Source organism: Herbaspirillum sp. GW822-FHT03A08 (assembly GCF_058801885.1).
Genome location: NZ_JBXANR010000005.1, coordinates 12,387 through 36,653, shown reverse-complemented (window position 1 = coordinate 36,653; position 24,267 = coordinate 12,387). Strand labels below are relative to the sequence as shown.

The following is a 24,267-nucleotide window of genomic DNA, read 5'->3' as shown; positions in this document are numbered from 1 at the left end:
GCCCAAGCTAAGTATTCTTTTGACCTTGAAGAGATGCGCCCTGCTTTATCGCCGATCGCATATCTTGCCGTGCTGCTCAACTTTATCGCTAACTATGTCGATCAGATATAAGCTGGCACCGAGCAGTGTTTGTGCTCGATGTGATACTCAAATTCTTCACGGAAATTCTTGATGAACGCACGTACCGGCATCGCCGCCGCATCACCCAGCGCGCAGATGGTGCGGCCCTGAATGTTGTCGGCAACCGAATTCAGCACATCGAGATCTTCCAGCTTGCCGTGACCGTTTTCGATACGTTCGACCATGCGGTACATCCAGCCTGTGCCTTCACGGCATGGCGTACATTGACCGCAGGACTCTTCGTAGTAGAAATAAGCCAGGCGCAGCAGCGACTTGACCATGCAACGTGTTTCATCCATCACGATGACCGCGCCCGAACCCAGCATCGAGCCGGCCTTGGCGATGGCATCGTAATCCATGGTGGTTTCCATCATGACGTCGCCGCGGATCACCGGAGCGGACGAACCGCCTGGGATGACCGCCTTGATCTTCTTGCCGCCACGCATGCCGCCAGCCAGTTCCAGCAACGTGGAGAATGGCGTGCCGAGCGGAATTTCGTAGTTGCCAGGACGTTCGACGTCGCCCGAGATCGAGAAGATCTTGGTGCCGCCGTTGTTCGGCTTGCCGATGTCGGCATACGCTTGCGCGCCGATCTTGAAGATGAACGGAACAGCCGCGAATGTTTCGGTGTTGTTGATCGTGGTCGGCTTGCCGTACAGGCCGAAGCTGGCAGGGAACGGCGGCTTGAAACGCGGCTGCCCCTTCTTGCCTTCGAGCGACTCCAGCAGCGCAGTTTCTTCGCCGCAGATGTAGGCGCCATAACCATGGTGACCATGCAACTGGAAGCTGAAATTGGTGCCGAGGATGTTATCGCCCAGGAAACCGGCTGCGCGCGCCTCTTCCAGCGCTTCTTCAAAACGCAGATATGCGTCGAAGATTTCGCCGTGAATGTAGTTGTAACCGACCGTGATGCCCATTGCGTAACCGCCGATGATCATGCCTTCGATCAGTGCGTGCGGGTTGTAGCGAATGATGTCGCGATCCTTGAATGTGCCCGGTTCGCCTTCGTCGCTGTTACAGACCAGATATTTTTGGCCTGGGAACTGACGCGGCATGAAGCTCCACTTCAGGCCGGTCGGAAAACCTGCACCGCCGCGACCACGCAAGCCAGACGACTTGAGTTCGGCGATAACTTGTTCAGGAGTGATGTTTTCAGCGAGGATGCGCTTGAGCGACTCGTAGCCGCCGCGCTTGACGTAATCCGCCAGGTGCCAGTTCTGGCCATCCAGATCCGCCAGAATCAGCGGTTTGATATGACGATCGTGCAGACAAGTCATTTCTTCAGTTCCTCCAGCAGCGCGTCGATCTTGTCGTTCGACATCCAGCTGCACATGCGGTGGTTATTGACCAGCATGACAGGTGCGTCGCCGCAAGCGCCCATGCATTCGCCTTCGACGATCGTGAACTGACCGTCAGCCGTGGTTTCCTTGTAGCCCACGCCAAGCTTGTGCTTCAGATGATGCGCAGCGCGCTCGCCGCCCGACAGCAAACACGGCAGATTAGTGCAAACCGTGATCTTGTGCTTACCCTGCGGACTGGTGTTGTACATGTTGTAGAACGTAGCGACTTCCTGCACCGCGACAGCAGGCATACCGATGTAGTCGGCGATTTCCTGTTGCAGCTCGGCAGGCAGCCAGCCGTGTTCATCCTGGGCGATGCGCAGCGCGGACATGACCGCAGACTGGCGTTGATCCGCAGGATATTTCGCGAGTTCGCGATCGATTTTCTTTAGAGCGTCTTGACTTAACAGCATATCGTTGGCCATCCGTGCGCATGGTTTTTGAGAACCCGCGCGGGTTTATCGGATATTCCCCAGAACCTAATGGGTTTTAAAAAACATCCACTGACCGGCTTACTTCACCGGTTATCGGTCGATTTCACCAAACACAATGTCTTGCGTACCGATGATGGTTACCGCATCGGCAATCATGTGACCCTTGGCCATCTCGTTCAGACTCGACAAATGCGCATAACCAGGCGCGCGAATCTTCATACGGTATGGCTTGTTGGCGCCGTCGGACACCAGATAGATACCGAACTCGCCCTTCGGATGCTCAACCGCGGCATACGTTTCACCCGGAGGCACGTGGAAGCCTTCGGTGAACAACTTGAAGTGGTGAATCAGATCTTCCATGTTGGACTTCATGTCCATACGTGGCGGAGGCGCAATCTTGTGGTTGTCGATAATGACCGGACCCGGGTTGTTACGCAGCCATTCAACGCATTGCTTGATGATGCGGTTGGATTGGCGCATTTCTTCCACGCGCACCAGATAGCGGTCATAACAGTCGCCGTTTTTGCCGACCGGGATATCGAAGTCGAGCAGATCGTAGACTTCATACGGTTGCTTCTTGCGCAGATCCCATTCGATACCCGAACCACGCAGCATCGGTCCGGTGAAGCCCATTGCCAGCGCGCGCTCAGGCGAGACCACGCCGACGCCGACCAGACGCTGCTTCCAGATACGGTTATCGGTCAGCAGTGTTTCGTACTCGTCGACGTATTTCGGGAAGCGGTTGGTGAAGTCTTCAATGAAGTCCAGCATCGAGCCCTGGCGATTTTCATTGAGTTGCTTGATTGCCTTGTCGTTGCGAACGATAGATGCCTTGTACTGCGGCATGGTATCCGGCAGATCACGGTAGACGCCGCCCGGACGATAGTAGGCAGCGTGCATACGTGCGCCGGACACGGCTTCGTAGCAATCCATCAGATCTTCACGTTCACGGAAGGCATACAGCAGAACGCCCATCGCGCCGACGTCCAGACCGTGTGCGCCGATCCACATCAGGTGATTCAGCAGACGGGTGATTTCGTCGAACATCACGCGGATGTACTGAGCACGCATCGGCACGTCAATGCCGAGCAGCTTTTCGATCGCCATGACGTAGGCGTGTTCGTTACACATCATCGACACGTAGTCGAGACGATCCATGTAAGGAACCGATTGCAGATAGGTTTTTTGTTCAGCCAGCTTTTCAGTCGCGCGATGCAGCAGACCGATGTGCGGGTCGGCACGCTGAATAACTTCACCGTCCAGCTCCAGCACAAGACGCAACACACCGTGTGCAGCCGGGTGCTGAGGACCAAAGTTCAGCGTGTAATTCTTGATTTCAGCCATTATTTAATCCCGTAGTTTTCTTCACGAATAACGCGCGGGGTGATTTCACGCGGCTCAATCGTTACGGGTTGATAAACCACGCGTTTTTGCTCAGCGTCGTAACGCATTTCGACATAGCCCGACACAGGGAAGTCTTTGCGGAACGGGTGACCGATGAAGCCGTAGTCAGTCAGAATACGGCGCAAGTCGTCGTGCCCATCGAACAAAATGCCGAAGAAATCAAAGGCTTCTCGTTCATACCAGTTGGCGGAAGACCAGATACCGGTCACCGACGCCACCAGCGGCAATTCGTCATCAGGAGCGAAAACACGGACGCGGACGCGCCAGTTGTGGCTGATCGACAGCAGATGGGAAACCACCGCAAAACGCGGACCTTCCCAGACGCCATCACCGTATGTGGAGTAATCCACGCCACACAGGTCGATCAGTTCTTCGAAACGGGTGTCGGCGTGGTCGCGCAGAACGCGCATCGCCGACAGGTAATCGGCTTGCTTGACCACGATCGTGATCTCGCCCAAAGCCACTGTCAAATTCTGAAGATACCCCCCAAGCGCATTGCGCAAGGCAGCTTCGAGAGTTTCCAATTTTGTCGTCATTCTGACCCTTCCACTCTCTTCTTAGCGCGCAATGGTATTGGTACGCTTGATCTTGTTTTGCAGCTGGATCACGCCATACAGCAGCGCTTCCGCTGTTGGTGGGCAACCTGGCACATACACGTCCACCGGCACGATGCGATCGCAACCGCGCACAACGGAATACGAGTAGTGGTAATAACCACCGCCGTTGGCACAGGAACCCATCGAAATCACCCAGCGCGGCTCGGCCATCTGGTCGTACACCTTGCGCAATGCCGGCGCCATCTTGTTGCACAGCGTGCCGGCCACGATCATCAGATCGGACTGACGTGGCGACGGACGGAACACCGCGCCAAAACGATCCAGATCGTAACGCGATGCGCCAGCGTGCATCATTTCAACCGCACAGCAAGCCAGACCAAATGTCATCGGCCACAAAGAGCCGGTACGGGTCCAGTTGATTACCTTATCCAGCGAGGTGGTAACAAACCCTTCGTTTAATACGCCTTCAATTGACATGGCTCACTCCCAATCCAGGGCACCCTTTTTCCAGATGTACCAAAAACCGACAACAAATTCGGCGATGAACACCATCATCGTCATGTAGCCAGACCAGCCCAAGTCGCGCATGGAAACGCCCCAAGGGAAGAAAAATGCAGTTTCGAGATCGAACAGAATAAACAGAATGGCGACGAGGTAATAACGCACATCGAACTTCATGCGCGCATCTTCAAAAGCCTCGAATCCGCATTCGTATGGAGAGGTCTTTTGCGCATCAGGCCTGTGGGGACCAAGCAAACGACCTAGTAACTGAGGAGCGACACCAACAGCGATGCCGATTAGGATAAACAATAGAACTGGAAAGTAATTTTCGAGGTTCACGATTAGGCGCAGGTTTGTTGATAATTAGCGGAATGATTCTCAATATCAAACAGCTTTTCCCTCGTCAAAAAGCCAGCTCAGGATTTTGTCCTTTGCTGGCTTTTCTAGATATTTCAATGGTGCCGACGACGAGACTCGAACTCGTACAGCTTTCGCCACTACCCCCTCAAGATAGCGTGTCTACCAATTTCACCACGTCGGCTTGAGACTGCAATTGTAACCCGTTTTGATGCTCTTGTTCAATGCACAATCACACTAAAACTTCATAAACTGCTTTAAGTTTTGCGCATTATTACACTCTGCGCAAAAGATTATTTCGGAATCTGATTTGATTGATCTGCAGGATTCGCAGGTGCTGCCGCCGGAGCACCCGATGCAGCTGGCGTTGCCGGAATTGCAGCTGCCGGAGCTGGCAAATTGTCCATGACGCCGCCACTTTGCGAGACGTGGTGATTACCGACAAAAGCCAGCGCGAGCGTTGCGATAAAAAAGACCGCAGCTGCGACGCCAGTCGACTTGGACAAGAAGTTGGAAGAACCGGTGGCGCCGAACAAACTACCCGACGCGCCGGAACCGAAAGCAGCCCCCATATCAGCCCCTTTGCCGTGCTGCAGCAACACCAGACCAATGATTGTCAGCGCCGCCAGCACTTGAATCACAACAATAACAGTAAATAAAGTATTCATATAGCCATCTTCAATTTAAAACAACAACGATCAGTTACCTTGGGCGGCCTGGACAATCGCCAGGAAATCCGCCGCCTTCAAGGCCGCACCACCAATGAGACCACCGTCGATATCCGACATGGCCAGCAATTCTTTTGCGTTATCTGGCTTCATGCTACCACCATACAAGATTTGCACCTTGACGGCCGCCGCCGCACTCTTGACCGACAATTTGCCGCGCAGTTTCGCGTGGACATCCTGGGCCATCTCAGGCGTTGCCGTCTTTCCGGTGCCGATTGCCCAGACCGGCTCATAAGCGACCACGATCTTTTCGACATCCGCTACTTCCAACACGGCCAACACCGCATCAATCTGACGCCCTACGACTGCATCGGTCTGGCCGGCTTCGCGTTCGGCCAGCGTTTCGCCGACACAGACGATCGGCGTCAAACCTGACTTCAGCGCCGCAGCCGCCTTTGCTGCAACGACGCTGTCCGTTTCACCGTGATAAGCACGGCGCTCGGAATGGCCGACGATCGCGTACTTGCATGCGAACTCCGCCAGCATTGCGCCCGACACTTCACCGGTATAAGCGCCGTTGGCATGTGCCGAAACATCCTGCGCACCCAACGCCAAAGCTGAACCTTCTACAGCCGCCTGCACTTGCGCCAGATATGGCGAAGGCACACAAACGGCAACATCAGCCTGCGCGCCTGCAGCGGCAAGGCCTGTTTTTACGTCAGCGACCAGCGCCGCATTGGCGGCCAGACCGCCATTCATCTTCCAGTTACCGGCAACTAATTTACGGCGCATAAGAGTGAGTATTTTGAATAACCCCGCATTCTATCGCGCCGCGGCAAACCCGGTCAAACCAATAGCCCGGTATTTATCCACCAGATCTGCCGCTTGAAAAGCCTGCCGGGGCCTGCCGGAGACCGTTTCAGCTCACTGTCAGCATGATTTTGCCGACATGGGCGCTCGACTCCATCAGTGCATGCGCCTGCGCAGCCTGCTCCAGCGGGAAAGTCTTGTAGATCACCGGCTTCACTTTACCGGCGGCCAGCAGCGGCCACACGCGTTCTTTCAATTGTGCGGCGATGTAAGCCTTGAACTCGACCGGACGCGGGCGCAACGTGGAGCCCGTCACCGTCAGGCGGCGGCGCAGGATCTGGCTAAGATCCAACTGTCCTTTGGCGCCGCCCAGCAAGGCGATCACGACAAGCCGGCCGTCATCCGCCAGGGTCTTTATTTCACGCGGCAGGTAATCGCCGCCGACCATATCCAGAATGACGTCGACGCCGCGTCCGTCTGTCGCGGTTTTGACGACTTCTTCGAAATCTTCCGTGCGGTAGTTGATGCCCAATTCAGCACCCAGCTCTTCACAGGCGCGGCATTTGTCGTCCGAGCCCGCCGTAGCAAAGACCCGATGCCCCAGGGCAGTCGCAATCTGAATGGCCGTCACGCCGATGCCGGAACTGCCGCCCTGCACCAACAAGGTCTCGCCCGGCGACAAGTGCGCCCGTTCAAACACATTGCTCCATACAGTAAAGAACGTCTCGGGCAAAGCGGCAGCCTGCAAAGCCGTCAATCCAGCAGGCACCGGCAGGCATTGCGCAAGCGGCGCGGCGCAATATTCGGCGTAACCGCCACCCTGCACCAGCGCACACACCAGATCGCCCTTGCGGAAGCCGCTGTCGCCGAGATCGCCGTCGACAATTTCGCCCGCCACTTCCAATCCCGGCAAATCCGAAGCGCCAGGCGGCACCGGATAATTACCCTGCCGCTGAAAGACATCCGGACGATTCACGCCGGCGGCATGTACCTTGATCAACACCTCGCCGCTCTTCAGTTCCGGCATGGGCCGCTCGCACAACTGCAGTACTTCAGGAGCGCCAAACTCGGTGATTTCGATTGCCTTCATATCCATCCTTTTTACCTTGCCGGCATACCGCCAGCGATTTCAGCGTCAGAGTGAGGCCGCAGCACGCGCCGCCGTGTCGTACAAGCCTGAAGCGCTACGCAGCAATTGCGCCGCCTCGCCGATGGCCTGGTTCTGAATACCGCTGTCGACCTGCACTTCAATCAGGCAGCGTTCGCGCACTTCCTTATACTTCATGCACAACTCCTGCCCTTCTTCCGTGGTCGAAAACAGCAACTCCTTGCCTGCTTTTTCGCTCTTCACGTAGCCTGCCTTGACCAATTTCTTCAGCGCATAAGTCACAACGTGGGTATCCTCAATATTCAGGACAAAGCAAATATCGGCAAGTTTCTTCTTTCGTTCACGGTGATTCACGTGATGCAACAAAGAGACCTCGATCGCGGTCATGTCTTTTGCACCGGCAGCCAGCATGCAACGCATCATCCAGCGGTTGAAGGCGTTTCCGGCCATGATCAGGGCATATTCGAGTTCTGACAGCTCAGCGCTGCGCTCGGAAACAAGGTGATTCGAGGAGACGATTTTGGTCGGGGATTTTTTGGTCACGGCATTCTCCGGCGTGATTTCCAGGGATTTTTCATTCATAAGCTATTTTCTATCGAGAAGATTTTCGTACAACGCCGCTACTATATAGCAATCCCAAATAAATAATTTATCGACATATTGTTTATACCTTGCTGTAAATGTATGATCCGCGAGAACAATGAAGGCGCTTAAGCCTCTGCACAATCTGGATGACAATGATTCAACCGCAAATTCACTTCCTGGGCGACGGCGCATTGCTGTGCAATTTACCGCCTCCCGCCACACTGCCCCACCAGCAACGCATCTGGAGCATTGCCGAACAGGCTGCAAGCTGGCCGGAAGTCAGCGAAGTGGTGCCCGGCATGAACAATCTGACCCTGATCCTCCGCCGTCCCGTTGCGGACATGGACATCGTTTCCCGGCGTATCCTGGAAATCTGGCCCCGGATTGACGTCAGTCACGTCGCCGGACGCGAAATCGAGATTCCTGTCGTCTATGGCGGCGCTGACGGCCCGGATCTTGACGTCGTAGCCCGCCACACCGGCTTGTCCACCAAAGAAGTCATTGCCCGCCATAGCGGCGGCGAGTACGTCGTCTACTTCATCGGCTTCATGCCGGGCTTTGCCTATATGGGCGGACTTGAGCCTGCACTGGCGACGCCGCGCCGCGACGAGCCCCGCCTGTCGATCCCGGCCGGGTCGGTCGGCGTCGGCGGCGAGCAGACCGGCATTTATCCGCTCGCCTCACCCGGCGGCTGGCAACTACTGGGCCGCACATCCGTTTCGCTGTTCGATCCCGCGCAAACGCCGCCAACCTTGTTGCGACCGGGTGACCGCGTGCACTTCACCGTGGAACGGATCGCCAAATGATAGAAATCCTCCAACCCGGCATTCTCACTTCAGTGCAGGACCTCGGTCGCCCCGGACACCGCCAGCTCGGCATCAATCCCGGCGGCGCGCTGAACAGCCTCGCCTTGAGCGCCGCCAATCTGCTGGTCGGCAACCCGATGGATGCGGCAGGTCTTGAAATAACGATGGGCGCCTGCGAAATGCGCTTCACCGCGGATACGCGCATTGCACTCGGCGGCGATGACTTCGATGCCCGGCTCGATGGCAAATCAATCACGCCATACTGGAGTGTACCGGTGCACGCCGGGCAAATCCTGAAGCTGGCGCATGCCGGCCCCAACGCCACGCAAGGCATGCGAAGCTATCTGGCCGTCGCCGGCGGCATCGACGTGGCAGAAGTTCTCGGCTCGCGCAGCACTGATTTGAAAGCCAACTTCGGCGGCCATGAAGGACGAGCCTTGCGCAAAGGCGATCGCCTGCCGCAAGGCCCCTCGGCCTTGGCAGTCGCCGGTCCGGCTTTCGGCGTACGTTCGCCGGCATGGAGCGGCGTCGGCACGCAGACACAAGACAGCAGCAAACTGATTCATCTGCGTGTTTTGCCTGGCCCTGAATTTGAACAATTCACGGTCGCGTCGAAGAATGCGTTGTGGCTGGACAAATGGCGCATCACCCCCAACAGCAATCGCATGGGTTACCGCCTCGAAGGTCCAGAACTCAAGCGCAAGCAAAGCCGCGACCTGCTGTCGCATGGCGTTGTGCCGGGTGTGATTCAGGTGCCGCCATCTGGTCAGCCGATCATCCTGATGGGCGATGCGCAAACCACCGGCGGCTATCCGAAGATTGGCGTTGTCATTCAAGCCGACATGTGGAAGCTGGCGCAAGCGCCGTTGAATGCGCAATTGCAATTGCAGCCTTGCGATCTGGAACAGGCCTTGCTTGCCTGGGAGGAACAGCAAGCTTATCTGGACAGCATCCGACAAACGCTCGCCGCCCTCGACTGGTCGCGCGCCACCGAATACAAGAAGTAAGAAACAACAAGAATCGCGGTACCAACGAGACAGAAGGAGTATGCAAGACCATGCAAATCGACCTCAATGCAGACCTCGGAGAAGGTTGCGACAACGATGAAATGCTGCTGACACTCGTCAGCTCGGCCAATATCGCCTGTGGCTGGCATGCCGGCGATGCCAACACCATGCGCCAGAGCGTGCGCTGGGCAATACAGAACCATGTCGCCATCGGTGCACATCCCAGCTTTCCCGACCGCGAGAATTTCGGCCGCAGCGCCATGCAATTGCCGACGGAAGAAATCATCAGCGGCATGCTGTATCAATTGGGTGCGCTGGATGCCATCGTACGTGCAGAAGGCGGCCGCATGGTGCATGTCAAACCGCACGGTGCGCTGTATAACCAGGCTGCAAAAGACGCCGTGCTGGCCAGCGCCATCTGCGCCGCCGTGCGCACCTTCAATCCTGAACTTGCCCTGTTCGGCCTGGCCGGCAGCGAGCTCATCACCGCCGCAAAACAAGCTGACCTGACGGCTATCGAAGAAGTCTTCGCCGACCGCGCCTATAACGCCGACGGCAGTCTGGTCAGCCGCACCCTGCCCGGCGCCATGATCGAGGATGAAGCACAGGCCATCACGCAGACGATTTCACTGGTCAAGGACAAACAAGTCACCGCCCTCGACGGCAGCGTCGTCAAGGTCAATGCGCAAACTGTCTGCCTGCACGGCGACGGCGCGCATGCGTTGGAATTTGCACGCCAGATCCGCGCGCGCCTGAGCATCGAGCACATCGCCGTTCGCGCACCGTCCTGAGTTTGTCTTTCATTGCTCTCTGATTCTCGTTTTACCGCTTTTTAATTCGTCGTACGCAGTTCATTAACAACAACCATCCTTACTGGGAGATAGTCCATGGATAGCTCGATTTTGCTACCGTTGATCGGGATTCCGATCGTCGTTGCAGGCTTCGCATTCCGCTTCAATCCGCTGTTGGTCGTCACCGTCGCCGGCCTTGCCACCGGCCTTGCCGTCGGCATGGATTTCGGCATGCTGCTGGAAACCTTCGGCGAAAAATTCATCAATAGCCGTTCGCTGGCCGTCTATGTCCTCATCCTGCCGATTATCGGTCTGCTGGAAAGTTACGGCCTGAAGGAGCGCGCACAAGACTGGATTTCCAGCATGGCCAGCGCGACGTCCGCTCGTATTCTGATGCTGTACTTCATCCTGCGCCAGGTGTTTGGCGCACTCGGTCTGACCTATATCGGCGGCCAGGCACAAACCGTGCGGCCCCTGCTAGCGCCCATGGTCGAAGGTGCGGCGACAGCTCGCTATGGCGACTTGCCGCAGCACATCCGCGACAAACTGCGCGCGCACTCTGCTGCCTGTGACAACATCGCCGTGTTTTTCGGCGAAGACATTTTCCTCGCCTTCGGCGCGGTGCTGTTGATAGACGCCTTCCTCAAGGAAAACGGCATCACCAACGTCGAGCCTTTACATCTCGGCTTGTGGGCCATTCCAACCGCGATTGCGGCACTGGCTATTCATATGTTCCGCCTGGTGCGTCTCGATGCAGGGATTCAGCGCGATGTCAACGCGTGGAAGAAGTCTGAAGGACAAGAGGTGACAGCATGAATACCCTCATCACAATCAACGAAATCTACTATCTCATCGGCGTTATCGTCATGCTGCTGGTCGGCATGACATTGCGCGACAAAGGCAACCCGAAACGCCTGACTACCGCCCTGTTCTGGTTCCTGTTCGGCGCGGTATTCCTGTTCAGCGACTTGCTGGTTTCCTCACTGGGGAAGCCGCTTGCTTACCGCATCATCGGCGTCGTGGTCATCCTGATTTCACTGATTGCCGGTTTTGGCCTGCTCTCCATCGGTACTTACAAGCAGCGCAGCGCTGAGCAACGTCAGGCATCGGCCAATCAGTACGGTAACTGGATCTTTGTGCCGGCCATCCTGATTCCCGTCGTGACGGTGTTGTGCACAATCCTGCTCAAGGGCGTAGCTATTGGCGGCGTGTACATACTCGACCAGAAGCAACTGACGCTGGCGGCATTGTGCGTCGGCTGTATCTGCGCCATCCTGGCAGGATGGAAACTGACCGGCGGCACACCATTGCATGCCGTGCGCGAATCCCGCCGCCTGCTCGACGCCATCGGCTGGGCCGCGGTTCTGCCGCAGATGCTGGCGATGCTCGGCGGCGTCTTCGTCGCAGCGCAAACCGGCAAATCGGTGCAGCAGGTTGTCGGCCTGTTCGTCAATCCTGAAAATCGGTTCATGCTGATTGTTATTTACTGTGTCGGCATGGCGCTCTTCACGATGATCATGGGTAACGCCTTCGCGGCGTTCCCGGTCATGACCGCCGGCATCGCCCTGCCCTTCATCATCGTCGGGCAGCACGCAGATCCTGCACCGCTGGTTACCATCGGCATGCTGGCAGGTTATTGCGGCACACTGATGACGCCGATGGCCGCCAACTACAACATCGTGCCGGCGGCGCTGCTGGAACTCAAGGACAAGTATCAGGTCATCAAGGTGCAAATCCCTACTGGCCTTACCTTGCTGGCGGCGAATATCCTGCTGATGTATTTCATTGTGTTCCGCTAGTTATTTCATTAATTGTTTCGCTCATGCGTGTTGCGGCCGATGCTTTCTGCATCGGCCGCAAAATGGCAAAAATACGCGCTGCCGCACTGATCTGAAAATCGGAAAAAATCTCATGCAACTCACTATCGAACTGGCCGCCGCATACACCGAGATGCCGCTGGCCTACCTCCGCCAGGAGTATCCCAATCACATCATGCACGTGCTCAACAACGCCGGCGACGTCTTGTCGCCACGCGCCTTGCATCCGGTGTTTTACGGCTGCTATGACTGGCATTCGGCCGTCCATGGCTACTGGCTGCTGCTGCGCTGCGCGAAGCTGTATCCGTCCTTGCCGACACTGGACAAGATCACCGCGATATTCGACGAGCACTTCACGCCGGAACTGATGGCGCAGGAAACCGCCTACTTCCAGGTCGGCGGACGAGCTTCTTTCGAACGTCCTTACGGCTTCGGCTGGATCCTCGGACTGGCGCAGGAACTGGCCGAATCGCCGCACCCGCGCGCAGCTATCTGGCACGCCGCCATGCAGCCGCTGACGCTGGAGATCCGCAAGCGCCTGCTGGAATATCTGGGCAAGCTGACCTACCCGATTCGCGTCGGCACCCACTACAACACGGCGTTTGCGCTGGCGTTGGCGATTGACTATGCACGTGCGGCAAAAGACACCGAACTTGAAACCGCCATCGTGCAAGCCTCGCAACGCTACTACAGCAACGACGTCGACTATCCGGCGCACTACGAACCAGGCGGCGACGAATACATTTCCGCAGCACTGACCGAAGCGCTGTTGATGAGCAAGGTGTTGGATGCGACGGCCTACCCGGCATGGTTCAGCAAGTTCCTGCCGCAGATCGACAAGATCGACCGGCTGATGCAGCCTGCCCAGGTCAGTGACCGCACCGATCCAAAGATTGCTCACCTCGACGGCCTCAATCTGAGCCGCGCGTGGAGCATGAAGCATATTGCCCGCCACCTGCCCTCCGATCATCCGGCACAAGCTGCGCTGGCGGGCGCCGTGCAGCGGCATCTGCAAGCCAGCCTCGACCACGTTGTCGGCAGCCACTACAGCGGCGGCCACTGGCTGGCCAGCTTCGCTCTGTTGGCGCTGGAAGGTTGAGTCTTTTCCTTCAGACGCAAAAAAGGCCGGCGCAGATGACGGCCTTTTTTATTCCGATAGAAAATCTTACTGGCTTGGCGCGTCGTCTGGCTTTTCCACAGGTGTATCAATCGCGTTGGAGATCACGCGTGCACTACGCTTGAACGTCAGATACGCCCATGCCCAGTCGGTCATGACCATCAAGCGATTGCGGAAACCGATCAAAAAATAGACGTGCACGAACAACCAGAACAGCCACGCCGAATAGCCGGAGAACTTGAAGTTGCCGACCATCGCCACCGCCGCCTTGCGACCGATTGTCGCGAGCGAACCGTAATCCTGATAGACGAAATTCTCGAGTGGCTTGCTGCCGATCCGGTTGATGATGTTGCGTGCGGCGACGCGTCCCATCTGCTTCGCAGCAGGCGACACGCCCGGGACCGGCTTACCGTCTGATGTGACAGCGGCAAGGTCGCCGATGACGAACACTTCCGGATGATCCGGGATCGACAATTCATTGCCGATGATCACGCGCCCGGCTCGGTCAAGCGGCACGTTGAGCGATTTTCCCAAAGGCGATGCCGCCACGCCCGCGGACCAGATGACAGTACGGGAGGCCAATCGCTGCTCACCGCTTTGATCGGTATAGCGCACGCACTCTTCATCGATATGCGTGACGCGGCTGCCGGTGCGCACGTCAACGCCCAGCTTGACCAATTGCGCTCTCGCCTTCTCGGACAAATCTGCCGGATAGGCGCCGAGCACACGTTCCGAGCCCTCCAGCAAGACCACTTTTGCCTGCTGTGGATCGATGCGCCGGAATTCGCCGCGCAAGGTGTGACGCGCGATCTCAATGAGCGTGCCGGCCATTTCCACACCGGTGGCTCCGGCTCCGATGACGGTGAAAGTCAGCCACTCTGCGCGGCGCACCGGGTCGGCTTCGCGCTCGGCACGTTCAAACGCCATGAGGATGCGGCGACGGATGTCGAAAGCATCGGCAAGTGTTTTCAGACCCGGCGCCAGGGGTGCCCATTCATCGTGACCAAAATAACTGTGCGTAGATCCTGCCGCCACGATCAGATAGTCGTAGGCAATCTCGCTGCCGTCTTCCAGTGCAACCGTTTTACGCGCGACATCGATCTTGCTGACCGCAGCCATCAGACTGGTGAGATTGCGCTGTGTCGCGAGGATGCTGCGTATGGGTGCGCTGATGGCAGGCGCCGACAGCCCTGCTGTCGCCACCTGGTACAACAGAGGCTGAAAAAGATGGTGATTGCTGCGATCGATGATGGTGATGTCGACCTTGGCATCGGCGAGTTCGCGTGCGGCGGCAAGTCCGCCGAAACCGCATCCGATGATGATCACGTGAGGCATGGGACTCCTTTCAGATTCTGATGAAATGGTGCTCCTCAATCGTCCTGATTATTTCCCAGTCATTCTGCGATGACATCCGCATTGTCTCAAAAGAACAGGGATCAGCCTAATGCCAGTTAGCGTTTCGGACAAGGTGTACAGACACAAATCGGTGTATCGCCGACAGCCGCTTGCGCCACTCTCCGACAAATACGCTACGCAGATATTCCGCAAAAAACAAAATCCCCCGGGGCTTTCGCCCCGGAGGATTCGTTATTACTTCAGTGCATCCGGCAGATGAGGCATAGCCTGCATCTGCTCAGGTATTACTGCGCGTCTTGCGCAGCAGGCGCTTCCGTACCTTCTTGCGCTGCCTTCATCGACAGTTTCAGGCGACCGCGGTCATCGGTTTCCAGAACCTTGACACGGACTTGCTGACCTTCCTTCAGGTAATCGGCAACAGCGTTGACACGCTCGTTGGCGATCTGGCTGATGTGCAGCAGGCCGTCTTTACCTGGCAGGACCTGAACGATCGCACCGAAGTCCAGCAACTTCAACACGGTACCTTCGTAGATCTTGCCGACTTCAACGGAAGCGGTCAGTTCTTCGATACGGCGTTTGGCTTCTTGGCCTGCAGCAGCGTCGACGGAAGCGATGGTGACCACGCCTTCGTCGCTGATGTCGATCTGGGTGCCTGTTTCTTCGGTCAGTGCGCGAATGACGGCGCCGCCCTTGCCGATCACGTCACGGATTTTTTCCGGATTGATCTTGATGGTGATCAGACGCGGTGCGAAGTCGGACAGTTCTGCCTTGCCGGCTGGAACGGCTTCCTGCATCTTGCCCAGGATGTGCACGCGGCCTTCCTTGGCTTGCTCCAGTGCGACCTGCATGATTTCCTTGGTGATGCCCTGGATCTTGATATCCATTTGCAGTGCGGTAATGCCGTTGGCAGTACCCGCCACTTTGAAGTCCATGTCGCCGAGGTGATCTTCATCGCCCAGGATGTCTGTCAGGACGGCGAACTTGTTGCCTTCCTTGATCAGGCCCATGGCGATACCGGCAACGTGCGATTGCATCGGCACGCCGGCATCCATCAGTGCCAGGCAGCCGCCGCAGACCGAAGCCATCGACGAGGAACCGTTGGATTCAGTGATTTCCGACACCAGACGTACCGAGTAGCTGAACTCTTCAGCTGGCGGCAATGCAGCGATCAACGCGCGCTTGGCCAGACGGCCGTGACCGATTTCGCGGCGCTTTGGCGTACCAACGCGGCCGGTTTCGCCGGTAGCGAACGGAGGCATGTTGTAGTGGAGCATGAAGCGGTCCGAGTATTCGCCCATCAGTGCGTCGATCTTTTGTTCATCGCGTGCAGTACCCAGGGTGGCGATAACCAGCGCCTGTGTTTCACCGCGGGTGAACAGTGCCGAACCGTGAGTGCGTGGCAGCACGCCGGTGCGGATGGTGATCGGACGTACGGTACGTGTGTCGCGGCCGTCGATACGTGGCTCGCCGTCCAGGATCTGCGAACGGACGATCTTGGCTTCCAGATCGAACAGGATGCCGCCAACTTCTGCGGAATCCGCTGCCGATGTGCCCGCTGCTGCGGCATCTGCTGCCAGCGCTGCGTTGACTTCGGAAGTCACGGTCTTCAGTTTTTCGGTACGGGCTTGCTTGTCCTTGGTCTGATAGGCTTCGCGCAGCTTGCCGTCAGCCAGTTCGGTGACGCGTGCGATCAGCGGTTCATTCTTTGCAGGAGCAGTCCATTGAATTTCCGGCTTGCCGCCGTCACGCACCAGTTCGTGGATAGCGTTGATGACAGCCTTCGATTGATCGTGACCGAACACGACCGCGCCCAGCATGATTTCTTCGGACAATTGCTGCGCTTCCGATTCGACCATCAACACGGCTGTTTCTGTGCCGGCGACGACCAGATCCAGCTGCGAAGTCTTCAATTGCGTTGCAGTCGGGTTCAGGACGTACTGACCGTCGATGTAACCGACGCGTGCGGCGCCGACCGGGCCGTTGAACGGGATACCTGCGATCGACAATGCAGCCGACGCGCCGATCATCGCAGCGATGTCAGGATCGATTTCTGGATTGACGGACAGAACGTGAATGATCACCTGCACTTCGTTCAGGTAGCCTTCAGGGAACAGGGGACGAATCGGGCGATCGATCAGGCGCGATGTCAGTGTTTCCTTTTCGGATGGCTTGCCTTCGCGTTTGAAAAAGCCGCCGGGGATACGACCCGCAGCGTACGTCTTTTCAATGTAATCGACGGTTAATGGGAAAAAGTCCTGACCTGGCTTGGCATCTTTGCGTGCCACGACCGTTGCCAGCACAACAGTGTCTTCAATCGAAACGACGACTGCACCGGAAGCCTGGCGAGCGATTTCGCCGGTTTCCAGCGTGACCTGGTGTTGTCCATACTGGAAGGTTTTAGTAACTTTATTAAACACGGTATTTCCTTTCTATATTGAACCCCTGCGTTGCCTTGCTTGGCGGGGGTTCTTTTTTGCCGACAGATTTTCAGGCGCTGTCGTTCACCTCACCACAGATGTCCGTCACCGGCAAAACAAAGCCGCTGCAAGACACCTTACGAATCACGATCATTGGATGGGATCGCGGTACTGCAAAGAAGTTTTGCGAACCGCGAAAACATCAACATCCAGGCAAAAGCGGAATCGCAAAAAACAAAATGCCCGCGTCAGAAACTGACGCAGGCATTTTGGCTATGAACCCTGAACCGGAATGGTACGAGGGAACAAGATTACTTACGCAGACCGAGTTTTTCGATCAGTGCGCGGTAACGGTCGGCGTCCTTGCCCTTGAGGTAGGACAACAGGCTCTTACGACGGTTAACCATCTTGATCAGACCACGACGGGAGTGGTGATCCTTGCTGTGTTCTTTGAAGTGACCGTTCAGGTCGTTGATGCGTGCTGTCAGCAGCGCAACTTGAACTTCCGGGGAGCCGGTGTCGTTTTGACCACGGGCGTTATCAGTAATAATGGCAGCCTTGGCTGCTTTTTCGATCGACATGCTATACCTTTCACAAGCGGTGTGCGGAGTGTTTACCCTACATACCGTGACTAACAATTAAAAAACTGGCCGAAATGACCAGAGGCGCAAGTATATAGCAAAAGATCAGCAGATTCAAATACTTACCGGAAAAGCGTAGAATCAGAGTCCTTCCGGGAAATTATTTCCGCAAACTTCTCTCCAATTGTTTATGAAACGCCTCCTTTTCCCCGTTTTAGCCGCAGCTGCCCTGTCTTTGAGCGGTTGTGCCTCCCTGCTCGCGCCGCCGGTCAATCCGGGCGACACGGAACAGCAAGTCGTCGCGCGCCTCGGCCAGCCGACGGGCGTGTATCCCGACGGCAATACTCACCTGCTGGAATACGCTGCCGGCGCTTTCGGGCAGTACAGTTACATGGCGCGCATCGGCCCGGACGGGAAGTTAATTTCTTACCAACAAGTCTGGACCATTGAGAACTTCCGTTCGATCAAGGTAGATCAGGCGAGCAAGAACGATGTGCTCCGCCTGGTGGGCCGCCCGACCGAAGTGACGCGTTATGCGCGCATTCCTTTTGAGGCATGGAATTACGGCTTCAAGGAAAGCGGCGTCTGGAACTCGCAGATGACCGTCTACTTCGATGCCCAGGGCATCGTCCGCAAAGTCGAGAATGGCCCCGATCCGCGTTACGACGACAGCCGCATGCGCTTCTGAGTGCTCCTCTCTGCATAAAAAAAGCCGCTTCGAAAAGCGGCTTTTTTCTTGTCCGGAAGAAAACAGAACAAATCAGATCACGGTTGCCAATGCCAGTGTGAACAGCAAGGCCAGCACCGAAATGAGCGTTTCGCACACGGTCCAGGTCTTGAAGGTCTGCGGCACGGTCATGTTGAAGTACTCCTTGACCAGCCAGAAACCTCCGTCATTCACGTGCGACAAAATCAGCGAACCGGCGCCGGTCGCCAACACCATCAGCTCGGGACGAGCGCCGCCACCCGCCATCACAATCGGCGCCACGATGCCGCAAGCAGTTGTCATTGCCACGGTTGCCGAACCGGTCGCCACACGAATCAGCGCCGCGACAAACCAACCCAACAGCAACGGCGACAAGTGCGCATCGGTAGCGATGCCGACGATGGCCTTGGAAACACCGCCATCCATCAGGATACGGCCGAAACCGGCACCCGCGCCCACCACCAAAGTGATACTGGCAATCGGGCCCAGACATTCATTGGTGAACTTGAGAATGGCATCACGATTGAAACCGCGCATCTTGCCGAAGGTGTAGAAACTGACCAGTGTTGCAATCAGCAGTGCGATCACCGAGTTGCCGATCAGACGCAGGAAGTCATTGGCAAACGTCTTGGGCGTAAAGAACAAGTCCGCCCAGCTGCCGATCAACATCAGTGCCACCGGCAACAGGATGGTGAACAATGTGATGCCGAAACCCGGCAGTTCGCGCTTAGCGCCGCCTTGATCGACGAACTGGCCGATCAGCGGATTATCCGGATTAGGGATCACCACCTTGGACATCAGCTTGCCGAAGATCGGGCCGGCGATGATTGCGGTCGGGATACCGACGATCAGCGCGTACAGAATCGTACGACCGATATCCGCGTTATAAGCAGTCACTGCCAGCAGCGCCGCAGGATGCGGAGGAATCAGGCCGTGCACCACGGACAAACCCGCCACCATCGGAATACCGACCAGCACCATCGACGTACCGGTACGCTTGGCGACGTTGAACGCGATCGGAATCAGCAGCACGAAACCGACTTCAAAGAACACCGGCAAGCCGACGATGAAAGCCACTACCATCATCGCCCAGTGAACGTTCTTTTCACCAAAGGCATTGATCATGGTGGTGGCGATGCGCTCTGCACCGCCCGACTCCGCCATCATCTTGCCCAGCATAGTACCCAGGCCGACCACCAGCGCGATGTGCCCCAGCGTATTGCCGACGCCGGTTTCAAACGACTTGACGATAGCCCCCATCGGCATGCCGACGGACAAACCCAGGATCAGCGACACCACGATCAGGACGATGAAAGGATTCATCTTGAACTTGGCGATCAACACGATCAATGCGATCACCGCGACCAGCGCGTAGATCAACAACATACTTCCTTGTACTGCTTCCATTTTTGGTCTCCTCACCCCAACCAGGGTGTTACTCAACTAGGTGATCAACGTGCAAATCAACGCTTGAACGCCACGCAATCCACTTCAACCTTGCAATCCACTACCATGGCCGATTGCACGCAGGCGCGCGCCGGCGGGTTGGCGCCGAAGTATTCCTTGAAGACCTTGTTGAACGATTGGAAATCGCGGGTATCGTCCAGCCAGACGCCGCAACGCACGACGTGCTCAGGACCGTAGCCGGCTTCCTTGAGGATTGCCAGAACGTTCTTGATCGCCTGGTGCGATTGCGCGACGATGCCGCCGTCGATCACTTCGCCGTTGACCATGGCCACCTGGCCGGAGACGTACAGCCAGCCGTCCGCTTCCACTGCACGTGCAAAAGGCAGATGCTGACCGCCGGTACCGGTGCCGCCGTCGACGCCATATCGTTTGATGCTCATTGTGTAACTCCTTCAGATAAATGATCCGGTGCGCGGCAGGTTCATATTGATTGCCCCGCTCCGGCGTTGCAATGAATTAACTTGCCGCGGCTTCTGCTGCATCCGCTGGCATACGTTTGCGCGCGAGGAAACGCCCTGCGCGCTGACCGGTTGCCTTCTTGTCTTCGCCGCGATACGACAGCACCCCGTTGACCCAGACCGCTTCGATACCGTGTGCAGGCTGCATGGGATCGGTGAACGTTGCGGCGTCGCGAATCGTGGTCGCATCGAACAACACCAGGTCAGCCCAATAGCCTTCCTTGACCAGCCCGCGATCGCTCAGGCCGAAACGCGAGGCCGATAAACCGGTCATCTTGCGGACCGCCACAGCAAGCGAGAACAATTGCTGCTCGCGGCTGTAGTAGCCCAACACGCGCGGGAAAGCTCCCCACAAGCGTGGATGCGGCAAAGGGTCGTTGGGCAGACCATCGGAGCCGATCACGGTCGACGGATGGCGCAGAATACGGTTGACGTCGTCGTCGGACATGCAGTGATAGACGGCTCCTGCAGGCATCAGGCGACGCGCGGCTTCGGTCATGTCGACCTTCCATTCTTCTGCGATCCTGGCCAGCAGCTTGCCGCCCTGCTCAGGATGCGGCTCCGACCAGGTCACCTGAATGTCGTAGGTATCTGTAACTTGTTTGAGGTCCAGCGTCGACGAGCTTGCGGTGTAGGGATAGCAATCGCAACCGACGTGCTGATGTTTCTCGGCCTGTTCAAGCGCGGCCAACACTTCGCTGCTGCGCCCCCAGTTTTCTACGCCGGCGCATTTGAGATGGGAAATCACCACCGGCACACGCGCATGCTTGCCGATGCGGAAGGCTTCATCCATGGCGTCGAGAATGTCAGCGAATTCACTGCGCAGATGCGTGGCGTACATGGCGCCGTATTCCGCCAGCGGCTCTGCCAGCGCCAGCACTTCTTCGGTCGGCGCATTGATCGCGTTGCCGTAGGCCAGACCGGTGCTCAGGCCCAGCGCGCCATGCTCCAGCGCTTCGGTCAGTTGATCGCGCATGCCCTTGATTTCGGCATCGGTCGCGGCGCGATCCAGAGTATCCATATGATTGCTGCGCAGCGCCGTATGGCCGATCAGCGCCGCCACATTCACAGACGGTTGCGCAGCTTCGATCGCTGCGACGTAGCTGGAAAATGTCGGATAGGAAAATGCGCTCGACTGCCCCAGCAGATTCATCGGATCCGGCGGATCGCCCTTGAGCGTCACCGGTGCGGCGCTGATGCCGCAATTGCCGACCACGACTGTCGTAACGCCCTGGGAGAGTTTCGGAAACATCTCCGGCATGCGGATGACGTTGGTGTCGTCGTGCGTGTGCGCGTCGATAAAACCCGGGCTCAATACCTTGCCTTCTGCATCGATCACATTATCCGCTTGCCAGCCTTCGAGGCAGCCGATGGCGGCGATGCGGCCGTCGACAACGGCGACGTCGGCAACGACCGGATCGGATCCGCTGCCATCGATCAGGAAAGCATTGCGAATCAGGGTGTCGCAATGTTGCGCAGGTGTGGAAGGCAATGAATGTGTAGAGGTAGTCATATCAATCTCCGAGCGGCTGGCGGTCACCGCCGCCGCGATGCATGTCGAGTACATATTTGAGGCGTCGCAACTGCTCCTGGCTACGATCCTTTTGCAGCAGCGCCAGTTCCAGCACCAGCATGTCCAGCGTCATCATCATGGCGTAGCGCGATGAAGACGGCTTGAAAATAAAATCGGTTTCCAGCGCCTTGATCGGCAGCAGCACGTCCACCATGCCCGCCAGCGGCGAACCCAGCGCGGTGATGGCGATCATCTTGACGCCGTACTCTTTGGCGACCTCGCAGTTGGTGAGCAATTCAGGCACGTTGCCTGTTGTGGAAAACACCAGCAGCACGTCATTCTTGTCCAGCGTCGCGGCAACCATTCGCTGCAATAGTGCATCGTGATACGTCGCCACCGGTCGCCCCAGGCGTACCAGACGATAGCGCGCCTCATCCGACAACATGGTGGAACCGCCGCCCATGCCGAAGGAATAAATCATGCGCGCATCACGCAGCAATTCGGCGGCACGATGCAGCGCATCAGGATTGAGCAAGGCACGATTGACTTCGAGCACCGCATGGATGTCGTTATAGACCACATCGGCAAGTTCAGGAGGCTGCCCTGAAGGAATTGTCTTAACACCATCAAAAAATCGCTGCCCGACAGCAACCGCCTGCGCCAGCATGAATTTGAATTCACGCACGTCGCGGCATCCCATCGCTTTGGCAAAGCGCGTCACGCTGGCAAGGCTGACGCCGGCTTTTTGCGCCAGCTCGCCGATGCTGGCGCTCGCGGCGGTAGACAAGTCATTCAGAATCGCTTCGGCAACTTTTTGCTCTGCCAGACGCAATTGTCCGCTACGCTCAGTAATGCGTGAAACAATGTCAAAAGCTTGTGCCATGGCGTTGAATGAAGTCTCGATGGTGGCTCCACGCTTCCCGACGGTGCTCTACAAAGCTTGAATGGGGCGTGAAAGAATTTTTCGTGTTAGTTTATAACACACTTCCAACATAGTAAATTCAGGACTATCATTACGTCAAATCAAATTTTTGAGGAGAAATTCAAGATGAGTGATACAAACTACCAGAATACTTGGCAAAGCGGCATCATCGATCCACTCAACAAGGGTATCGGCACCCTGACAGCGCCGCTGGCGCCGAACGCGGCCAACGCCCTGCCCTGGAATCTCCTCAAAGAAGACCTGAGCCTGCCGACCGCAGTACTGTACGAAGAGCGCCTGTCGCACAACCTGGACTGGATGCAGCGTTTCGTCACGGAATACGGCGTCAAGCTGGCGCCGCACGGCAAGACTACCATGGCGCCCAAGCTGTTTGCGCGCCAACTGGCGACCGGCGCCTGGGGTATTACGCTGGCGACCGCGCATCAGACACAGGTAGCCTATCACCACGGCGTGCGCCGCGTGCTGATGGCCAATCAGCTGGTCGGCAAGCAAAACATGAACATCATTTCCCGTCTGCTGGAAGACCCATTCTTTGAATTCTTCTGCCTGGTCGATTCGGCCGACCTGGTTGATCAACTCGGCCGTTTCTTCTCGGAGCGCAAGCAAACTCTGAACGTGCTGCTGGAACTCGGCCCTGTCGGCGGCCGCACGGGCGTGCGCAACAACGAACAGCAAGCCACCGTGCTGGCAGCGATCAAACGCTGGGAAGGCAGCATCGCGCTGTCCGGCATTGAAGTCTACGAAGGTGTCTTGAAAGAAGAAGCCGACATCCGCCTGTTCCTGCAACGCGCGGTCCAATGCGCCAGGGATCTGGCCCGCGAAGGCTATTTCAGCCATCGCTCGGCGCAAAAGCCGGTGGTGCTGACCGGTGCAGGCTCGGCCTGGTATGACGTGGTCGCCGAAGAATTCGCCGGCGCCGACATCGGCGTCCCGCTCGATGTGGTGCTGCGTCCCGGCTGCTATCTGACGCATGACGTCGGCGTCTATCGCGCCGCACAGGAGCAGATTCAGACGCGCAATCCGGTGGCAAAGAAAATGCGCAGCGAATTGCTGCCGGCGTTGCAACTATGGGCTTACGTGCAATCGATTCCCGAATCCGACAAAGCCATCATCACACTCGGCAAACGCGACGCCGCCTTCGATGCCGGTCTGCCGCTGCCGGTAAAACGCTTCCGCCCCGGTCTGGATGCGGCGCCGATCGACTCGCCATCGCACTGGGAAGTCACGGGCATGATGGATCAGCACGCCTACCTGAAAATCAATGCGGGCGACGACATCAAGGTCGGCGACATGATCGCTTTCGACATTTCCCATCCTTGCCTGACTTTCGACAAATGGCGTCATCTGCCGGTGTTGGATGGCAAGTTCAACGTCATCGACGTCGTACAAACCTTTTTCTAAGCA

The 24,267-nt window shown here is 57.1% G+C and carries 25 protein-coding genes and 1 tRNA gene; 8 read left to right on the top strand and 18 right to left on the bottom strand.

Going from position 1 to position 24,267, the window contains the following annotated elements; genetic code table 11:
* Nucleotides 1–101: 101 nt before the first annotated feature.
* From nuoF to AC1RN6_RS16265, 11 genes are all read right to left on the bottom strand, one after another.
* Nucleotides 102–1,397, bottom strand: a complete 1,296-nt coding sequence (gene nuoF, locus AC1RN6_RS16315; protein ID WP_050477756.1) for an NADH-quinone oxidoreductase subunit NuoF — start codon at nt 1,395–1,397, stop codon at nt 102–104.
* Entirely contained in the window at nt 1,394–1,885 is a 492-nt protein-coding gene (gene nuoE, locus AC1RN6_RS16310) for an NADH-quinone oxidoreductase subunit NuoE (protein ID WP_493006489.1), read from the bottom strand. The genes nuoF and nuoE overlap by 4 nt, the downstream gene beginning before the upstream one ends.
* Before the next feature lie 99 nt (nt 1,886–1,984).
* A complete protein-coding gene (locus AC1RN6_RS16305) occupies nt 1,985–3,238 on the bottom strand; it encodes an NADH-quinone oxidoreductase subunit D (RefSeq protein WP_050477758.1) in 1,254 nt (417 codons plus the stop codon).
* Entirely contained in the window at nt 3,238–3,834 is a 597-nt protein-coding gene (locus tag AC1RN6_RS16300; protein ID WP_050477759.1) for an NADH-quinone oxidoreductase subunit C, read from the bottom strand. The genes AC1RN6_RS16305 and AC1RN6_RS16300 overlap by 1 nt, the downstream gene beginning before the upstream one ends.
* A 21-nt stretch (nt 3,835–3,855) precedes the next feature.
* A complete protein-coding gene (locus AC1RN6_RS16295; RefSeq protein WP_007881947.1) occupies nt 3,856–4,332 on the bottom strand; it encodes a NuoB/complex I 20 kDa subunit family protein in 477 nt (158 codons plus the stop codon).
* A 3-nt stretch (nt 4,333–4,335) separates the two neighbouring features.
* The gene (locus AC1RN6_RS16290) at nt 4,336–4,695 is read right to left on the bottom strand and encodes an NADH-quinone oxidoreductase subunit A (protein WP_050477760.1); all 360 of its coding nucleotides are present in this window, start codon (nt 4,693–4,695) and stop codon (nt 4,336–4,338) included.
* A 117-nt stretch (nt 4,696–4,812) separates the two neighbouring features.
* Nucleotides 4,813–4,897: transfer RNA gene (locus tag AC1RN6_RS16285), tRNA-Leu, on the bottom strand.
* A 109-nt stretch (nt 4,898–5,006) separates the two neighbouring features.
* A complete protein-coding gene (secG, locus tag AC1RN6_RS16280; protein WP_083444655.1) occupies nt 5,007–5,381 on the bottom strand; it encodes a preprotein translocase subunit SecG in 375 nt (124 codons plus the stop codon).
* Nucleotides 5,382–5,411: 30 nt separating this feature from the next.
* Entirely contained in the window at nt 5,412–6,173 is a 762-nt protein-coding gene (gene tpiA, locus AC1RN6_RS16275; protein WP_493006488.1) for a triose-phosphate isomerase, read from the bottom strand.
* A gap of 127 nt (nt 6,174–6,300) precedes the next feature.
* On the bottom strand, nt 6,301–7,281 hold the full coding sequence (locus AC1RN6_RS16270; RefSeq protein WP_493006487.1) for an NAD(P)H-quinone oxidoreductase: 981 nt from the start codon (nt 7,279–7,281) through the stop codon (nt 6,301–6,303).
* Between the two features lie 45 nt (nt 7,282–7,326).
* Nucleotides 7,327–7,881 (bottom strand): winged helix DNA-binding protein, encoded by a 555-nt coding sequence (locus AC1RN6_RS16265; RefSeq protein ID WP_050477762.1) that lies wholly within the window; start codon nt 7,879–7,881, stop codon nt 7,327–7,329.
* A gap of 155 nt (nt 7,882–8,036) precedes the next feature.
* Here AC1RN6_RS16265 and pxpB point away from each other — a divergent pair, with 155 nt between their 5' ends.
* The 6 genes from pxpB to AC1RN6_RS16235 all read left to right on the top strand — a co-directional run bounded on the left by pxpB (nt 8,037) and on the right by AC1RN6_RS16235 (nt 13,404).
* Entirely contained in the window at nt 8,037–8,690 is a 654-nt protein-coding gene (gene pxpB, locus AC1RN6_RS16260) for a 5-oxoprolinase subunit PxpB (protein ID WP_493006486.1), read from the top strand.
* Nucleotides 8,687–9,697 (top strand): 5-oxoprolinase subunit C family protein, encoded by a 1,011-nt coding sequence (locus AC1RN6_RS16255; RefSeq protein ID WP_493006485.1) that lies wholly within the window; start codon nt 8,687–8,689, stop codon nt 9,695–9,697. The genes pxpB and AC1RN6_RS16255 overlap by 4 nt, the downstream gene beginning before the upstream one ends.
* A gap of 50 nt (nt 9,698–9,747) precedes the next feature.
* A complete protein-coding gene (pxpA, locus tag AC1RN6_RS16250) occupies nt 9,748–10,488 on the top strand; it encodes a 5-oxoprolinase subunit PxpA (protein ID WP_493006484.1) in 741 nt (246 codons plus the stop codon).
* A 96-nt stretch (nt 10,489–10,584) separates the two neighbouring features.
* Nucleotides 10,585–11,304, top strand: coding sequence for a DUF969 domain-containing protein (locus tag AC1RN6_RS16245; protein WP_493006483.1), 720 nt, complete (start codon nt 10,585–10,587; stop codon nt 11,302–11,304).
* Nucleotides 11,301–12,287, top strand: coding sequence for a DUF979 domain-containing protein (locus tag AC1RN6_RS16240; RefSeq protein WP_493006482.1), 987 nt, complete (start codon nt 11,301–11,303; stop codon nt 12,285–12,287). Before AC1RN6_RS16245 ends, AC1RN6_RS16240 begins: the two co-directional genes overlap by 4 nt.
* A 112-nt stretch (nt 12,288–12,399) precedes the next feature.
* Entirely contained in the window at nt 12,400–13,404 is a 1,005-nt protein-coding gene (locus tag AC1RN6_RS16235; RefSeq protein WP_493006481.1) for a DUF2891 domain-containing protein, read from the top strand.
* 66 nt (nt 13,405–13,470) lie between these two features.
* Here the strand turns inward: AC1RN6_RS16235 and AC1RN6_RS16230 are convergent, their stop codons facing one another.
* The 3 genes from AC1RN6_RS16230 to rpsO all read right to left on the bottom strand — a co-directional run bounded on the left by AC1RN6_RS16230 (nt 13,471) and on the right by rpsO (nt 17,776).
* Entirely contained in the window at nt 13,471–14,757 is a 1,287-nt protein-coding gene (locus tag AC1RN6_RS16230) for an NAD(P)/FAD-dependent oxidoreductase (RefSeq protein WP_493006480.1), read from the bottom strand.
* 305 nt (nt 14,758–15,062) lie between these two features.
* Nucleotides 15,063–17,195: a polyribonucleotide nucleotidyltransferase gene (gene pnp, locus AC1RN6_RS16225; RefSeq protein WP_493006479.1), complete on the bottom strand. Its 2,133-nt coding sequence runs from the start codon at nt 17,193–17,195 to the stop codon at nt 15,063–15,065.
* 311 nt (nt 17,196–17,506) lie between these two features.
* Nucleotides 17,507–17,776 (bottom strand): 30S ribosomal protein S15, encoded by a 270-nt coding sequence (gene rpsO, locus AC1RN6_RS16220; RefSeq protein WP_007881925.1) that lies wholly within the window; start codon nt 17,774–17,776, stop codon nt 17,507–17,509.
* A 190-nt stretch (nt 17,777–17,966) separates the two neighbouring features.
* Here rpsO and AC1RN6_RS16215 point away from each other — a divergent pair, with 190 nt between their 5' ends.
* The gene (locus AC1RN6_RS16215; RefSeq protein WP_493006478.1) at nt 17,967–18,464 is read left to right on the top strand and encodes a hypothetical protein; all 498 of its coding nucleotides are present in this window, start codon (nt 17,967–17,969) and stop codon (nt 18,462–18,464) included.
* A gap of 72 nt (nt 18,465–18,536) precedes the next feature.
* Here AC1RN6_RS16215 and AC1RN6_RS16210 read toward each other — a convergent pair whose 3' ends face one another.
* The 4 genes from AC1RN6_RS16210 to AC1RN6_RS16195 form a co-directional block, all read right to left on the bottom strand.
* Nucleotides 18,537–19,889, bottom strand: a complete 1,353-nt coding sequence (locus AC1RN6_RS16210; RefSeq protein WP_493006477.1) for a GntP family permease — start codon at nt 19,887–19,889, stop codon at nt 18,537–18,539.
* Nucleotides 19,890–19,945: 56 nt separating this feature from the next.
* Nucleotides 19,946–20,329 carry a RidA family protein gene (locus AC1RN6_RS16205; RefSeq protein WP_050477773.1) on the bottom strand — a complete coding sequence of 128 codons (384 nt, stop codon included), beginning with the start codon at nt 20,327–20,329 and terminating at the stop codon, nt 19,946–19,948.
* A 76-nt stretch (nt 20,330–20,405) separates the two neighbouring features.
* Complete coding sequence (locus AC1RN6_RS16200) at nt 20,406–21,920, bottom strand: N-acyl-D-amino-acid deacylase family protein (protein ID WP_493006476.1); 1,515 nt, start codon at nt 21,918–21,920, stop codon at nt 20,406–20,408.
* A 1-nt stretch (nt 21,921) separates the two neighbouring features.
* Nucleotides 21,922–22,803 carry a MurR/RpiR family transcriptional regulator gene (locus tag AC1RN6_RS16195; protein WP_493006475.1) on the bottom strand — a complete coding sequence of 294 codons (882 nt, stop codon included), beginning with the start codon at nt 22,801–22,803 and terminating at the stop codon, nt 21,922–21,924.
* Nucleotides 22,804–22,968: 165 nt separating this feature from the next.
* On the opposite strand from AC1RN6_RS16195, the gene AC1RN6_RS16190 reads away from it, so the two are divergent.
* On the top strand, nt 22,969–24,264 hold the full coding sequence (locus AC1RN6_RS16190; RefSeq protein ID WP_493006474.1) for an amino acid deaminase: 1,296 nt from the start codon (nt 22,969–22,971) through the stop codon (nt 24,262–24,264).
* Nucleotides 24,265–24,267 lie beyond the last annotated feature (3 nt).